The 15,338-nt window shown below is 74.5% G+C and carries 10 protein-coding genes; 6 read left to right on the top strand and 4 right to left on the bottom strand.

What is annotated here, in order from left to right:
- Positions 1–7 precede the first annotated feature (7 nt).
- From RDV89_RS05930 to RDV89_RS05915, 4 genes are read right to left on the bottom strand one after another with little or no spacing between them, the layout of a single operon-like run.
- Entirely contained in the window at positions 8–664 is a 657-nt protein-coding gene (locus tag RDV89_RS05930; RefSeq protein WP_315732017.1) for a lysoplasmalogenase, read from the bottom strand.
- Positions 628–4,095, bottom strand: coding sequence for a thiol reductant ABC exporter subunit CydD (gene cydD / locus RDV89_RS05925; protein WP_315732016.1), 3,468 nt, complete (start codon positions 4,093–4,095; stop codon positions 628–630). The genes RDV89_RS05930 and cydD overlap by 37 nt, the downstream gene beginning before the upstream one ends.
- 19 nt (positions 4,096–4,114) lie before the next feature.
- Positions 4,115–5,143: a cytochrome d ubiquinol oxidase subunit II gene (cydB, locus tag RDV89_RS05920; protein WP_315732015.1), complete on the bottom strand. Its 1,029-nt coding sequence runs from the start codon at positions 5,141–5,143 to the stop codon at positions 4,115–4,117.
- Between the two features lie 12 nt (positions 5,144–5,155).
- Entirely contained in the window at positions 5,156–6,673 is a 1,518-nt protein-coding gene (locus RDV89_RS05915) for a cytochrome ubiquinol oxidase subunit I (RefSeq protein WP_315732014.1), read from the bottom strand.
- A 134-nt stretch (positions 6,674–6,807) separates the two neighbouring features.
- Between RDV89_RS05915 and RDV89_RS05910 the strand changes: the two genes are divergently transcribed.
- From RDV89_RS05910 to pgsA, 6 genes are all read left to right on the top strand, one after another.
- A complete protein-coding gene (locus RDV89_RS05910; RefSeq protein ID WP_315732013.1) occupies positions 6,808–7,230 on the top strand; it encodes a BlaI/MecI/CopY family transcriptional regulator in 423 nt (140 codons plus the stop codon).
- A gap of 35 nt (positions 7,231–7,265) precedes the next feature.
- Positions 7,266–8,162, top strand: coding sequence for a M56 family metallopeptidase (locus tag RDV89_RS05905; RefSeq protein ID WP_315732012.1), 897 nt, complete (start codon positions 7,266–7,268; stop codon positions 8,160–8,162).
- 124 nt (positions 8,163–8,286) lie between these two features.
- Positions 8,287–11,010 carry a DNA translocase FtsK gene (locus RDV89_RS05900; RefSeq protein ID WP_315732011.1) on the top strand — a complete coding sequence of 908 codons (2,724 nt, stop codon included), beginning with the start codon at positions 8,287–8,289 and terminating at the stop codon, positions 11,008–11,010.
- Complete coding sequence (locus RDV89_RS05895) at positions 11,007–13,001, top strand: RodZ domain-containing protein (RefSeq protein WP_315732010.1); 1,995 nt, start codon at positions 11,007–11,009, stop codon at positions 12,999–13,001. Before RDV89_RS05900 ends, RDV89_RS05895 begins: the two co-directional genes overlap by 4 nt.
- 166 nt (positions 13,002–13,167) lie before the next feature.
- Entirely contained in the window at positions 13,168–14,613 is a 1,446-nt protein-coding gene (gene rimO / locus RDV89_RS05890) for a 30S ribosomal protein S12 methylthiotransferase RimO (RefSeq protein WP_315732226.1), read from the top strand.
- Entirely contained in the window at positions 14,610–15,230 is a 621-nt protein-coding gene (gene pgsA / locus RDV89_RS05885; RefSeq protein WP_315732009.1) for a CDP-diacylglycerol--glycerol-3-phosphate 3-phosphatidyltransferase, read from the top strand. Before rimO ends, pgsA begins: the two co-directional genes overlap by 4 nt.
- Positions 15,231–15,338 lie beyond the last annotated feature (108 nt).

Here is a 15,338-nt window from a genome sequence, read left to right as displayed (position 1 = left end):
TAGCGCCTCAGCCGAGGGCGTGCAGCACGCCGAGCACCACCAGCGCCTGACCGAGGTGGTAGGTCACCATGACGACCAGGTGGGGGTACGGCGCCACCCAGCGGGCCGGCCGGTCGAAGCGGTCGAGCGCGAGGACCGTGTCGCTGGCGACGAACACGGCCGCGCCGAGGCCCACCAGCAGGTGCTCGGTCGACCACGCGGCCACGAGCATGGCGCAGATGACGAGGCTGTACGCGGCGACCGGCAGCGCCACGACGGCCCCCTGCTCGCGCAGCACGCGCGGGAGCACCGTGCGGGAGGCGACGAGTGCCGCCGCGGCGGCCAGCACCCCCGCGCCCAGCCAGCCCGACGCGTGCAGGCCCAGCATCGCGAAGCACACGAGGTAGGCGGCGTGACCGACCAGGAACGCCGCGAGCCCCGCGAGGAACCGCTCGTCGGAGTCGCCCAGGAGCAGGGCGTCCCCGAGCGTGCCGAGCAGCAGGGCGACGACGAGCCACCAGCCCGCGTGCGCGTCGGCGGCGCCGCCCGCCAGCGCGGCGGTGGTGAGCGCCAGCAGCGCCGCGGGCTTCACGACCGCCTCGGTGCGGCGGTCGCCGCGGACGACGGCCGCCCAGTTCGCGAGCGCGATCAGCGCGAAGAGGCACCAGACGACGACGGGGAGCACCCGGGCAGCATCGCACCTGCGGACGCGGTCGGGGCCGGTTCGAGGTGCAGCACCTCGTCCATCTGCTCCAGCCCGACACCGTCGTGGGTGATCCAGACCAGCGACCGGCCCGCGCCGGCGGCCAGCAGGTCGGCGGTGACCTCGCGCGCGGTGTCGGCGTCGAGGTGCGCCGTCGGCTCGTCGAGCACCAGGACGGGCGCGTCGGCCAGCAGCGCGCGGGCCAGCGCGATCCGCGCCCGCTCGCCGCCGGAGACCGCGAGGCCCCCGTCACCGATCCGGGTCGCCGTCCCGGCGGGGAGGTCGGCGAGCCACAGGTCGAGCCGGGCGGCCCGCAGGGCCGCGTCGACCGCCGCGTCGTCCGCGCCGGGGCGGGCCAGCCGCACGTTCTCGGCGACCGTCGAGGCGAACAGGTATGGGTCGTCGTCGACGAGCCCGACGCGGGCGCGCACGTCGTCCGGGTCCAGGAGCGCCACGTCGGTCCCGGCGACCTCGTGACGACCGGCCGTCGGGGCCAGGAACCGCACGAGGACCGCGGCGAGCGTCGACTTGCCGCACCCCGAGGGGCCCACGACCCCGATCCGACGGCCGGGGCGCAGGTCCAGGTCGGTGGCCGCGAGCGCCGGGCGCCCGGCGTCCCACTCCGCCGCCACGCGGTGCAGCCGCACCGCCGCGCTCTCCGGGCCGTCGGCGAGCGAGGCCGGCGAGGCCGGCGTCGCGACGGCCGGCTCCAGGTCGGCGAGACCGTCGACGCGGGCGCGTGCCGCGGCGGTGGCGACCTGCAGCGACCCGGCGTCGGCGAGCGGGACGACGACGTCGACCAGCGCGAGCGGCAGGAGCAGCAGCAGCGCCAGCACGGGGGCGCCGACGCCGCCGGCGGCCAGCGCGTCCGCACCGAGGATGGCGACCAGCACCACCGCGGCCGCGGCGGCGATGCTCGCCCACGACCGGGCCAGCGCGACCCGGGCGGCGCCGGCGACCGTCGCGGTGCCGAGGCGGTGACCCGCCGCGCGTACCTCCTCGCGGGCGGCCGTGTCCCGCTGCCAGGCCAGCAGCTCGCGGGCGTCGTCGAGCACCCCGAGGGTGCGGGCCGACAGCTCGGCCCGCGCCGCGACCGTGCGGGGGGCCAGCGCACCCACGCCCCGGCGGCTGGTCGACCAGGTCGCTGCGGCGGCGAGCGCGGCCAGCCCCACGGCGACGAGCCCGGCGGCGGGCAGCATCGGCACGGTCACGACGGCGGCGAGGCCGAGGACGCCCAGCGCCGTCGCAACGGGCATCCGCACCCGCAGGCGGTCGTCGAGGAGGCTGTCGACGTCGTCGACCACCGTGGTGAGCAGGTCGCCCCGACGCCGTCCACCGAGGCGGCTCGGCACCAGCGGCACCAGCACGTCGTAGACCCGCGCCCGTTGCTCGGCCAGCTCGCGCAGACCGACGTCGTGCGAGACGAGCCGCTCGGCGTAGCGGGCGGCCGGGCGGCCCAGGCCGAAGGTCCGCACGCCGACGATCGCCACCATCAGCATCAGCACGGGGGGCTGCTCGGAGGCCCGCACGATGAGCCATCCCGCGGTCGCGGTGAGCGCGACCCCGAACGCCGAGGACGCCGTGCCGAGCAGCACCGCGAGCGCCCACCGGCGCCGGACCCGGCGGGCGTCGGTGCCCGGGTCGCTCGGGTCGCTCGGGTCACTCCCGTCCCACGAGTACCCGGTTGACCGGGTATCGCTCGACCTGGACCCCGTTCGAACGGGGTCTGAGTCGAGCGTTCCCCGGTGAACCGGGTACTCCACGCCGGCCCGCACCAGCTCGATCCGCCGGTCCGCGGCGGCGACGAGGGCGGGGCGGTGGGCGACGGCGATCACGCAGCGCTCGGCCGCCAGGTCGCGCACGACGTCCACCAGCACCGCCTCGGTGGCCGCGTCGAGGTGGGCGGTGGGCTCGTCGAGCAGGACGTACGCCCGGTCGCTCACGACCACGCGGGCCAGGGCCAGGCGGGCCCGCTGCCCGGCGGAGAGAGCGTCGCCGTCCTCGCCGAGCGGCGTCTCGATGTCCAGCGGCAGCGCGTCGACGACCGCGTCGAGGCGCACTGCCGCGAGCGCCGCGCGCACCTCGGCGTCGGTGGCGTCGGGCCGCCCGGTGCGGACATTGGCGGCGATCGTGGCGTCCTGCAGCCAGGGCCGCTGCCCGAGCACCGCGACCTCGCGCGACCAGCGCACCGGGTCCACGCCGGCGATCTCCGTGCCGCCGACGCGCAGGGAGCCCGCGTACGCCACCTCACCCCGCAGCGCCGCCAGCAGTGTCGACTTGCCGGCGCCGGACGCGCCGGTGATGACGGTGAGGCCGCGCTCCGGGAGGTGCGCGGAGAGCGGCTCGAAGGCCGGTCGCGTCCGCCCGGGCCAGGTGACGGTGACGCCGTCGAGGCGCAGGTCGCCCCGCAGGCGCCCGGTCGGCTGCTCGGTGGGCGCAGGGGAGGAAGCGGAACCGGCCGTGCGCTCCAGCAGCGCGTGGATCTGCTCGAACGTCGCGGTGCCCTCGGCCGCCGCGTGGAACTCGGCGCCGACGCGACGCACGGGCCAGTACGCCTCGGGCGCGAGCAGCAGGACCGCCAGCGCGGTCTCGAGGCCCAGGCCCCCGCCCGCGAGCCGCAGCCCGACGAGGACGGCGACCAGCGCCACCGAGATGGTCGCGATCAGCTCGAGCGCGGCCGAGGAGGCGAACGCGAGCCGCAGGACGTCGGTGTTCGCGCGCCGGTAGCGGTCGGTGACCTGTCGGATCCGGGGCGCCTGCGCGCGGGCGCGCCGGTGGGCGACCAGCGTCGGCAGGCCGCGCACCACGTCGACGAAGTGGCCGGCCAGCTGGCTCAGCAGCCGCCACTGGCGGTCGGCGCGCTCGCGCGTCGACAACCCGATCAGCACGGCGAAGACGGGCAGCAGCGGCAGGGTCAGGACGACGACGAGCGCGCTGGCCCAGTCGAGCGCCGCGATCGCGACCACGGTGATCACGGGGAGGACCGCGGCCAGCACCAGCGCCGGGAGGTAGCGGGTCAGGTACGGCTCGGTGGCGGCGACCCCGCGGGTCGCCAGCACCCCGTGCGCCCCGAGCGACCCCCCGCCCGCGGCGTCGACCGGTCCCGGCCGCAGGGCCGCGGCCAGCACGAGGTCGCGCAGCCGCTCGCCGACCGTCGTGGCCGCGCGGGCGGCGGCCACGTCGACGACGTACGTCACGGCGGCGCGGGCGACCAGCGCGCCGGCGAACAGCGCCGCCGGCAGGTGCCAGCCGCTGCCGGTCGGGTCGCCGACCAGCCGCGCGACGAGCGCGGCCAGCGCCAGCGCCTGCCCGACCAGCAGGGCGGCGCCGAGGACGCTGCCGCCGACGACGACCGCCAGCGACCCGCGTGCGGGGTCGAGGTGGGGGAGGACCCGTGGGTCGACCGGCTTCATCGCAGCTGCTCCGTCCGGGTCAGTCGCGGGCGGCGGTGAGCTGGGCGGTGGGGATGTGCCGCGTGGAGATGCGCTTGCGGAACACCCAGTAGGTCCAGGTCTGGTAGCCGATCACGATCGGCGTGAAGACCAGGGCGACCCAGGTCATGATCTGCAGCGTGTAGGGCGTCGCCGCCGCGTTGGTCGTCGTCAGGGAGTACGCGGCGCTCGTCGAGGACGGCATCACGTCGGGGAACAGGGCCAGGAACAGGCCGGCCACCGCGAGCACGATCGTGAGGAACGTGCCGAGGAACGCCCAGCCCTCGCGACCGGCGGCCGCGGCCGCGACCCCGGCCAGCAGGCACAGCGCGGCGAGCACGAAGGCGACCGCGGACGAGAGGTCGCCGGTGCGCACCTGCGTCCAGGTCAGGAACACCACGGCGACGACCGCGGCGGCCGCGCCGAGGCGTACCGCCAGGGCACGGGCGCGGTGGCGGATCTCGCCGTCGGTCTTCAGCGCCACGAACATCGCGCCGTGGGTGGCGAACAGGAGCGCGGTCACCGCGCCGCCCAGGAGGGCGTAGGGGTTGAGCAGGGTGAACAGGGTGCCGGTGAACTCCTTGTCGGCGTCGATCGGCACGCCGGCGGTGATGTTGGCGAAGGCGACGCCCCACAGGACGGCCGGCACGTAGGAGCCGCCGATCATCGCGACGTCCCAGCGCGCCCGCCACGACGCGGTGTCGCCCTTGTGGCGGTACTCGAACGAGAGGTTCCGCAGGATCAGCGCGACCAGGATGATCAGCAGCGGGAGGTAGAAGCCGCTGAACAGCGTGGCGTACCACTCCGGGAAGGCCGCGAAGGTCGCGCCGCCGGCGACGAGCAGCCACACCTCGTTGCCGTCCCAGACCGGTCCGATCGTGTTGATCATGACGCGCCGCTCGGTCTCGTCGCGGGCCAGCACCGGCACGAGCATGCCGACACCGAAGTCGAAGCCCTCGAGGGCGAAGTAGCCGATCCAGAGGACGGCGATGAGCACGAACCAGATGGTGGTGAGCTCGAGTCCGAACATGGGTCTGTCTCCTCAGTACGCGAACGTGAGCTGGGCGTCGTCGTCGTGGTCGGCCCGGCCCGGGTCGGGCGGCTCGACGAACTCCTCCGGTCCCTTGCGGACGGTCTTGGCCAGGAGCTTGACCTCGATCACGGCCAGGACGCCGTAGAGCGTGGTCAGCGTGATCACCGAGATCCAGGCCTCCGGGATGCTGACGCCGGGGGACACGCCGCGCTCGGTGGTCATCAGGCCGAACACGACCCAGGGCTGGCGGCCCATCTCGGTGAAGATCCAGCCCATCGAGCTGGCCAGCACGGTGACGACGGGCAGGGCGATGCCGACGCGGCCCAGCCAGGCCGCGTTCACGACCTCGTCGCGGCGACGGCGGGTCAGCCACAGCACCAGCGCGGAGCCGGCGGTGCCGAGGGCGCCGAAGCCCATCATCCAGCGGAAGGTCCAGTAGGTGACGGGGATGTTGGGCACGTAGTCGTCGGGGGTGTAGTAGGTCGCGCCGACGTCGCTGCCGTAGGTCTCGGCGTACGTCTCGCGCAGCTCGTTGATGCCCTTGACCTCGCCGTCGAAGCTGCCGGTGCCGAGGAACGAGAGGAGGCAGGGCACGGTGAGGGCGAACTTCTCCTCCTGCCCGTCCGGGGTCCCGATCGTGAAGACGGAGAAGGGGGCGCAGCTCTGCTCGGTCTCGTAGAGCGCCTCGGCCGCCGCCATCTTCATGGGCTGGACCTCGGTCATCACCTTGCCCTGGACGTCCCCGGAGATGATCACGCCGATCGCGGAGACGAACATGATGACCGCGGAGATCCGGATGCCGCGGCGGTACATCGTGCGCTCGCCGCGGGCGGTCGTGGCGATGGCCTCGGCCTCGCCCGCGGCCACCTCCTCCTCGGTCGCGACGCGGCCGCCGTGCCGCTTGGAGACGTAGAGCCAGGCGCTGATGCCGATGACGAACGCCGCGGCGCTCATGTAGGCGGCGAGCACGACGTGGGGGAAGGTGACCAGCTGGACCTTGTTGAACATGACCGCGGCGAAGTCGGTCAGCTCGGCGCGGCCGGTCTCGGGGTTGTACTCGTAGCCGACCGGGTGCTGCATCCACGAGTTCGCCGCGAGGATGAACCAGGAGGAGGCCAGCACGCCGAGGTGCACGATCCACATGCAGGCGGCGTGGACCAGGCGGGGGAGCTTGTCCCAGCCGAAGATCCACAGGCCGAGGAAGGTCGACTCGAGGAAGAACGCCAGCAGGCCCTCGATGGCCAGCGGGGCGCCGAAGACGTCGCCGACGAAGCGCGAGTAGTCGGACCAGTTCATCCCGAACTGGAACTCCTGCACGATCCCGGTCACCAGGCCGAGGGCGAAGTTGATGAGGAAGAGCTTCCCGAAGAACTTCGTCAGGCGCAGGTAGTCGGGGTTCTTCGTGCGCAGCCAGAAGGTCTCGAAGATCGCCACGATCAGCGTGAGGCCGATCGTGAGCGGCACGAAGAGGAAGTGGTAGACGGTCGTGATGCCGAACTGCCACCGGGCGATGTCGACGAGCTCCATTGCTCGGACCTCCAGTCAGAGGACGGGTCGGGGGCCTCTCCCCGGCCGCACGCTCACCACCCGGCTATCTACGACGCCGTGTAGTAAGTACGACTCACTGTAGTACGACGTCTGCTCGTAGGTACACTCCTCCCGTGTCCCCGATCCGCAAGACTTCGTCACGTTCCGCGCTGGGCGACCTGGAGCGTGCCGTGATGGACGTCCTCTGGTCCCAGCCGACCTCCGCGACCCTCACCGTGCGCGACGTGCACGCCCAGGTCGCCGAGCAGCGCGACGTCGCCTACACCACCGTGATGACCGTCATGGACCGCCTGGCCCGCAAGGGCCACGTGGTGCAGGAGCGCGAGGGACGGGCGTACCGCTACCGCGCCACCGCGTCCCGCGGACAGATGACCGCCGACCTCATGCGCGGAGCGCTCGAGGACATCGGCCATGAGGACCGCGCCGGTGCGCTGGTCGCGTTCGTGGGGGAGGCGAGCGCGGACGAGGTCCGTGCGCTGCGGGAGGCGCTGGCCCGCATCAACGACGACCCCGACCCCGCGTCCCCGGGTGCCTGACCGGGTCCGCGCGACCATGGTCGGGTGAGGACCCCATGACCCCCCTCGTGCTCGGCGCCCTCGCCGTCGCGCTCGCCGGCCCCGTGCCGGCGCTGCTGGCGCGCGCCCACCGGCTGCGCCGGACGCCGTACGCCGCGCTCGTGCTGTGGCAGGCCGTCGCGCTCGCCGCGGTGCTCGCGGCCCTCGGGGCGACCCTCGCCCTCGTCACCATCCACCTCCTGCCGGCCGACGAGCGCGTCCCGCACCTGATGGAGTACGCCGTGGCCGCGGTCGCGCTCACGATCACGGGACTGGTCGCCGGCCGGCTCCTGCTCTCCGGGCACCGGGTCGGCGCCGACCTGCGCCGGATCCGACGTCGCCACGCCGACCAGGTCGACCTCCTCGGGCGCGCCCGTGAGGGCGGGGTGCGGGTGCTCGAGGGCGACACGCCCGTCGCGTACTGCCTGCCCGGCCTGCACCGCGGCCGCGTGGTGGTCTCCGCCGGCGTCATCGAGCGCCTCGCCGAGACCGAGGTGGACGCGGTCCTGGCCCACGAGTGGGCGCACCTGCGCTTCCGCCACGACCTCGTCGTCGAGTTCTTCGACGTGCTGCACCGGGCGTTCCCGCGCTGGGTCTCCAGCGCCCGGGCGCTGGCGGAGGTCCGGCTGCTGGTGGAGATGTGCGCCGACGCCACGGCGGTGCGCGCGGCCGGCCGGCGACCGCTGGCGCAGGCGCTCGTGCAGCTCGCGGAGGCGCGTACGCCCGCCGCGGCGCTCGGCGCCGGCACCGGGTCGCGCTCCGACCTGCTCGCCCGGATGGAGAGGCTCGCCGAGCCGTCCGTCCCGCGGGGCCAGGGGCCGGCGGTGGTCGCGGTCGCCGTGGCCGTCCTCGTCCTGCCCACGTGGCTCATCGTCGCGCCCTGGCTCGAGGCGGTCGCCGGCCTCGTCTGGTGAGCCGCCGGGTGAGCCCGTGCGTCGGGGCCGGTGACGGCTGTGTCGGAGGCCTCTGGTAACCCGTGCCGCGACACGCTCCTCAGCACCCGGGTGCGGACGCGCCGATCACCTAGGGTCTCGGACCATGGCGACCCGTACGTCTTCCCCGCCGGGGTCGCGCAGCTCGAGCACGTCCCGCAACGGTTCCTCCCGAGGTGGAGGGACCCGTGGAGGCTCGGCCTCGCGTCCCCGGAGTACCGGCAAGTCCGGCAAGACCGCACCCCGTCGCGCCCCGGCGCGCCCCGCCCCGCGCGCCGTGCGCACCGGGCCCGGACCGGTCCTGCGCTTCTTCGGCATGATCGGCCGCGGCATCGTGGCGACGTGGCTGGGGATCGCGCACGCGATCGGCGGCCTGGCCCGCAGCATCGGCAACGCGGCCGGCGAGGTCGAGCCCGAGCACCGCCGTGACGGCGTCGGGCTGACCTTCATGGGCCTCGCGGTCGTGGTCGCCGGTGCCGTGTGGTGGCGCTTCGACGGCGCCGCGCTCGACACGGTCCGCACGGTCGTCGCCGGCTCGGTCGGCAAGCTCGCGGGCTTCGTGCCGCTGGCCCTCGTCTACATCGGCTGGCGCTACATGCGCGACCCGGAGCGCAACGGCCCGGTCGGGCGTCAGGTCATCGGCTGGACCGCGCTGACGTTCGGCCTGCTCGGCATCGTGCACATCGCCAACGGCACCCCCGAGCCCGCGCTGGGCGACACCACCGACCTCGAGGAGGCGGGGGGCGCCATCGGGTTCGTCGTCTCCAGCCTGCTGCTCGACCTGCTGCGCACGCCCTGGGTGGTCGTGCCGCTGCTGGTGCTGGTCGGCTTCTTCGGCGTCCTCGTCATCACGGCGACGCCCGTGTACCAGATCCCCGCCCGGCTGCGCGAGGCCCGCGACCGCCTCCTCGGCGCGACGTCGAGCCGCGCGGCCGACGGCGGCCCCGGCGAGGCCACGGACGAGCTCGACCCCGAGGCCGGCGACCCCGCCTACGACACGCCGCTCGTCGGCGAGCACGAGAGCCGCAAGGAGCGTCGGGCGCGTCGCAAGGCGGAGAAGGAGGCCGACGGCGAGCGGGAGGCCGACGCCCTCGACCTCGCTCAGTCCTACGACCGGACGCCGGACACGTCGGTCGGCAGCGACGACACCGGGGACACCACCCCCGGCTCCGCCGACACCGACCCCGCCGCGGACGACGAGCACCGCACCAGCACGGCCGCCGTCGGTGCGGCCGGTGCTGCCGCGGGCGCCGCCGCGGCGGCCGCGGCCCGGCGCACCCCCCGCGACGACAACGGCGACCTCGAGGCGCCGCCGCACGCGCAGCTGCCGCCCCGCGTGGAGCAGCTGTCGCTCTCGGGCGACATCGCGTACTCGCTGCCCGGCAGCGAGGTGCTCAAGGCCGGCTCGCCGCACAAGGCGCGCTCGAAGGCCTCCGACGGCATCGTCGAGCGGCTCACCCAGGTGCTGGGGGAGTTCAACATCGACGCGCAGGTCACGGGCTACACCCGCGGCCCGACGGTCACGCGCTACGAGGTCGAGCTCGGCCCCGGCGTCAAGGTCGAGAAGATCACCAACATCCAGCGCAACATCGCGTACGCCGTCGCCTCGGCCGACGTCCGCATCCTCAGCCCGATCCCCGGCAAGTCCGCGGTCGGCGTCGAGATCCCGAACCTCGACAAGGAGATCGTGTCGCTGGGCGACGTGCTGCGCTCGACGAAGGCGCGCTCGGAGCCGCACCCGATGGTCGCGGGCCTCGGCAAGGACGTCGAGGGCGAGTTCGTCGTCGCCAACCTGGCGAAGATGCCGCACCTCCTGGTCGCCGGTGCCACCGGCTCCGGAAAGTCGAGCTTCATCAACTCGATGATCACCTCGATCCTCATGCGCTCCACGCCCGACGAGGTGCGGATGATCATGGTCGACCCGAAGCGGGTCGAGCTGAACGCGTACGAGGGCGTGCCGCACCTGATCACGCCGATCATCACGAACCCGAAGAAGGCCGCCGAGGCCCTCGCGTGGGTCGTGCGCGAGATGGACATGCGCTACGACGACCTGGCGAACTTCGGCTTCCGACACGTCGACGACTTCAACAAGGCGGTGCGCGCCGGCAAGGTCGAGGTGCCGCCGGGCAGCGAGCGCGTGCTGTCGCCGTACCCGTACCTGCTGGTCATCGTCGACGAGCTCGCGGACCTGATGATGGTCGCGCCGCGCGACGTCGAGGACGCGGTCGTGCGGATCACCCAGCTCGCCCGTGCCGCCGGCATCCACCTGGTGCTGGCGACGCAGCGACCGTCGGTCGACGTCGTCACCGGTCTGATCAAGGCCAACGTGCCGTCGCGGCTCGCGTTCGCGACCTCGTCGCTGGCCGACAGCCGCGTCATCCTCGACCAGCCGGGGGCGGAGAAGCTGGTCGGCCAGGGTGACGGCCTGTTCCTGCCGATGGGGTCGTCGAAGGCGATCCGCGTGCAGGGCTCCTGGGTCGGCGAGGGCGAGATCGCGCAGGTGGTCAAGCACTGCCGCGAGCAGCTGCAGCCCACCTACCGCGACGACGTCACGGCGCCGCAGCAGAGCAAGCGCGAGCTCGACGACGACATCGGCGACGACCTCGACCTGGTGATCCAGGCGGTCGAGCTCGTCGTCTCCACGCAGTTCGGATCGACGTCGATGCTGCAGCGCAAGCTGCGGGTCGGCTTCGCCAAGGCCGGCCGGCTCATGGACATCCTCGAGAGCCGCGGCGTCGTCGGGCCCAGCGAGGGGTCCAAGGCGCGCGACGTGCTGGTCAAGCCCGACGAGGTCGACGGCGTCATCGTCACGTTGCAGGGGGAGCAGTGAGCACCAGCCCGAACCCGTTCCACGGCCACGACGGACGCGACCCGGCCGTCCTGCCCGACCGCCCCGACTCGGCCGCCCGCCGCGACCCCTTCGGTCTCGGACTGCCCCGGCGCCCCGACTGGGAGAGCTTCGGCGTGCTCACCCTCGTCGACGACCCGGCCTCCGCGCCGCGGCCCGACGACGTCGTGGAGGTCCGCCGCAGCGGGCTCGTCACCGGTCTCGTCGGCGTCGCCGCCGCCGGTCTCGGCCTGGCCTGGCTCGGACGCGCGCTCGGCGACGGCGGGGTGCTGAGCTGGAGCGTCACCGGACTGCTCGCGATCGTGGCCCTCGCGCACCTCACGGCGTTCGTCGACGCCCGGGTGCCGGTCGCGGTGCTGGACGCCCAGGGCGTACGCATGCGGCTCGGCCGCACCTGGCAGGGCCTGCCGTGGGAGAGCGTCGACCACGTCACCCACGCGCCGCGCACGAGCCGCTGGCGCGACGGGCGGCTGCTGGTGGAGCCGTTCGAGTCCGACGAGGTCGTCGCCGCGCTCGACCGCGGCGCCCGGTGGCACGCCTGGTGGGCGCGACGGTGGTACGGCGGCGCGTTCGCCCTGCCGCTCGGCGTCTCCACGCGCGTCGTCGGCGCGGACGACCTCGGCGCGACCCTCGAGCGTGTCGTGGACCCGGCCGTCGACGTGGTGACCGTGCTGCCGCCCGTCGAGCCGGAGACCCAGGCCCAGGACGAGGTCCGGACCGAGACGGAGCCGGAGACCGAGGCCTCGGCCGAGGTTCCGACCGAGCCGGCGTCCGAGGACCGGACCGCGGACCCGACCGAGCCCAAGGGCGAGGAGGCGCCCACGCGGGCGGCCGCCCTCTCCGCGGCCGCCGAGCGGGTCGGCGACCGTGCGCGCCGCGTCGGCCCCTGGGCCGCCGGCCTGCTGGCCCGGGTCGGCGAGCGTCGCGCGGAGCGCGAGCAGGACGAGCAGGACGAGCAGGACGAGCCCGTCGTGGCCGGGACCGACGACGCCGGCGTGGAGGCGCGCGCGACGGACGACGCCGCGCCTGCCACCCCGGTCGGACCGGCAGCTCCGGTGGCGAGTCCCGTCTCCCCGTTGCGCGAGACCCGGCGCGCCGTGCGGGCCGAGGTCGTGCGCGACGAGCCGTCCGCCCCGGTGCTGCCTGCCGCTCCGGCGGCACCGCTGCCGGAGGCGGCCGCGCTGCAGCGTCCGACCGACCCGGGGCTGGCCGCGTACGAGCGCGACGAGCCCGTCGTCGACGTCGTCCCGATGGTGGAGTCCGACCCGGAGCCCGTGCGCGAGCCCGTCGTGGGACCCGTGTTCACCGCGGCGCGGCGCCGGCTGGGCCTCAGCGTCGACCAGCTCGCCGAGCGCACCCGGATCCGGCCCCACGTCATCGAGGCGATCGAGGTCGACGACTTCGGCCCGTGCGGCGGCGACTTCTACGCCCGCGGCCACCTGCGCACCCTGGCGCGCATCCTGGGCGTCGACGGCGCGGAGGCGGTCGCGCGCTTCGACGCGGAGTACGCCGACGCGCCGATCGACGCGCGCCGGGTCTTCGAGGCGGAGCTGGCGACCGTGCCCGGCGGCTCCATGCGGGCGACCCGGGGCGGTCCGAACTGGTCCGTCCTGGTGGCCGCGGTGATGTCGCTGATCCTGCTGTGGTCGGCCGCGCAGATGCTGTTCTCCGGCTCCGATGAGGAGACGGCCGCCGGCGGCGCCGCCGGTCTGTCGTCCTCGACGACCTCCGTCGAGCCGGTGGGCGTCGTGCTGACCGCTCCCGACGCGGCGGTCGCGCTGACCGTGCGCGACGGCGAGGGCGAGGTCGTGTGGCAGGGCGAGCTGGCCGCGGGGCAGTCGCAGAGCGTCGACGCCGTCCCGCCGGTGCGGGTCTCGTCCTCCGACGGTGCCGTGACGGCAGCGGTCGACGGGGGAGCGGCCAGCGAGCTCGGCCAGGCCGGCAGCGCGGTGCAGCGCAGCCTGTCGCCGTGACCCCACGCGTCCCGCACGGACCCCGCTCGGGCGCCGCGCCTCGTTTCGACGGGTGCGGCGCCCGAGGGGCATACTCGGGCCGGTCATGACCTCCTCCACCACCACCCCCGACCGCACCGCCGCCCCCGACGACGCGCCCGGCGCAGCCCAGCCGCTCTCGGTCGCGATGGTGACCCTCGGGTGCGCCCGCAACGAGGTCGACTCCGAGGAGCTCGCGGGTCGCCTCGAGGCCGGCGGCTTCGTCCTCGTGGAGGACCCCGACCAGGCGGACACCGTGGTGGTCAACACCTGCGGGTTCGTGGAGTCGGCGAAGAAGGACTCGGTCGACACGCTGCTCGCGGCCGCCGACCTCAAGGACGGCGGGCGCCCGCAGGCGGTCGTCGCCGTCGGCTGCCTCGCCGAGCGCTACGGCGCGGACCTCGCCGAGTCGCTGCCCGAGGCCGACGCGGTGCTCGGCTTCGACGACTACCCCGACATCGCCGCCCGCCTGCAGGCGATCGTGGCGGGCGAGGCCCACCACCCCCACACCCCGGCGGACCGCCGCAAGCTCCTGCCGATCAGCCCGGTCGAGCGCGGCGCCGCCGTCGCCGCATCCGGGCTCAGCGTGCCCGGCCACGCCCCCGACCTGCCGCTCGACCTGGCCCCCGCCAGCGGGCCCCGCGCCGTGCGTCGCCGGCTCGACGGCGGTCCGACCGCGCCGCTCAAGCTCGCCAGCGGGTGCGACCGCCGCTGCACCTTCTGCGCCATCCCGAGCTTCCGCGGGTCCTTCGTGAGCCGCCGCCCCGCCGACGTGCTCGCCGAGGCGCGGTGGCTGGGGGAGCAGGGCGTCAAGGAGCTGTTCCTGGTCAGCGAGAACTCGACGTCCTACGGCAAGGACCTGGGTGACGTGAAGCTGCTCGAGACCCTCCTGCCGGAGCTCGTCGCGGTCGACGGCGTCGAGCGGGTGCGGGTGTCCTACCTGCAGCCGGCCGAGACCCGGCCCGGCCTGATCCGTGCGATCGCGGCGACGCCGGGCGTGACGCCGTACTTCGACCTGTCCTTCCAGCACGCCTCCAACGCCGTGCTCCGCCGGATGCGCCGCTTCGGCGACCCGGAGAGCTTCCTGACACTGCTGCAGCGGGTGCGCGACCACGCGCCGACGGCCGGCGTGCGCTCCAACGTCATCGTCGGGTTCCCGGGCGAGACCGAGGAGGACCTCGAGATCCTCTGCGACTTCCTCGAGGCCGCACGCCTCGACGTGACCGGTGTCTTCGGCTACTCCGACGAGGACGGCACCGAGGCCGCCGGCCTCGACGGCAAGCACGGCGACGACGAGGTCCGCGCCCGCGTCGACCACGTCACCGCGCTCGTCGAGGAGCTCACGTCGCAGCGCGCCGAGGAGCGCGTCGGCGAGAGCGTGGACGTGCTGGTCGAGCGGGTCGACGAGGACGGTCCCGAGGGCCGCGCGGCCCACCAGGGCCCCGAGGTGGACGGTACGACGCGCCTCGTCGCCGCGGACGGCTCGCCGTGGACGGCCTCGGCGGTCGGCGACCTGGTCGCCGCCGTGGTGGTCGCGAGCGAGGGTGCCGACCTGGTCGCCCGCCCCACCGACGCCGAGGAGACGCGCCGATGACCGAGCCCCGCCAGGCCGACAAGCCCAGCAACTTCAACCTGCCCAACGCGCTCACGACGCTGCGGATCGTCGCGGTGCCGTTCTTCGCGTGGGCGCTGCTGGTCGACGGCGGGGACTCGGTGCTGTGGCGCACGGTCGCGTGGGCGATCTTCTTCGTCGCGATGGTCACCGACAAGATCGACGGCGACATCGCCCGCGCGCGGGGCATCGTGACCGACTTCGGCAAGATCGCGGACCCGATCGCGGACAAGGCCATCACCGGGATGGCGTTCATCGGTCTCGCGATCGTCGGCGACGTGTGGTGGTGGGTGGCGATCCTCGTGCTCGTGCGCGAGTGGAGCGTGACCCTGCTGCGGCTCTCCGTGGCGAAGCACGTCGTGATCGCGGCCGCGCAGTCCGGGAAGATCAAGACCGCCCTGCAGGCGCTGGCGCTCGGTCTCCTGACGCTGCCGCTGCGCCAGGTCGACGGCTGGCTCGACGTGCCGGGCGAGGTCGTCTTCTACGCCGCGCAGGTCCTGCTCGCCGGTGCCGTGGCCATGACCCTGTGGTCGGGCTACGAGTTCTACCGCGACCTGTGGAAGCAGCGGCACACCTTCCGCACCCCGGCCGCGGACTGACGCGTCCGGCGGAGGTCTACCACACGCGGACGACCTCCTCCTCGATCGAACCGTCACCGAAGGTTCACCGCTTTTCGTTGCGCGGAGCGGCCAGTTCGTTGTGGACTG

It is taken from the genome of Nocardioides imazamoxiresistens (genome assembly GCF_032378595.1).
GTDB lineage: Bacteria > Actinomycetota > Actinomycetes > Propionibacteriales > Nocardioidaceae > Nocardioides > Nocardioides imazamoxiresistens.
Note: the sequence above shows the minus strand (reverse complement) of the source record. Positions and strands in the feature narration are given on the sequence as shown.

Bases quoted from the DNA above. Each gene is read 5' to 3' on its own strand.
- cydD (WP_315732016.1), bottom strand. From the start codon at position 4,095: ATGAAGCCGGTCGACCCACGGGTCCTCCCCCACCTCGACCCCGCACGC.
- cydB (WP_315732015.1), bottom strand. From the start codon at position 5,143: ATGTTCGGACTCGAGCTCACCACCATCTGGTTCGTGCTCATCGCCGTC.
- RDV89_RS05915 (WP_315732014.1), bottom strand. From the start codon at position 6,673: ATGGAGCTCGTCGACATCGCCCGGTGGCAGTTCGGCATCACGACCGTC.
- RDV89_RS05905 (WP_315732012.1), top strand. From the start codon at position 7,266: ATGACCCCCCTCGTGCTCGGCGCCCTCGCCGTCGCGCTCGCCGGCCCC.
- RDV89_RS05900 (WP_315732011.1), top strand. From the start codon at position 8,287: ATGGCGACCCGTACGTCTTCCCCGCCGGGGTCGCGCAGCTCGAGCACG.
- rimO (WP_315732226.1), top strand. From the start codon at position 13,168: ATGGTGACCCTCGGGTGCGCCCGCAACGAGGTCGACTCCGAGGAGCTC.
- pgsA (WP_315732009.1), top strand. From the start codon at position 14,610: ATGACCGAGCCCCGCCAGGCCGACAAGCCCAGCAACTTCAACCTGCCC.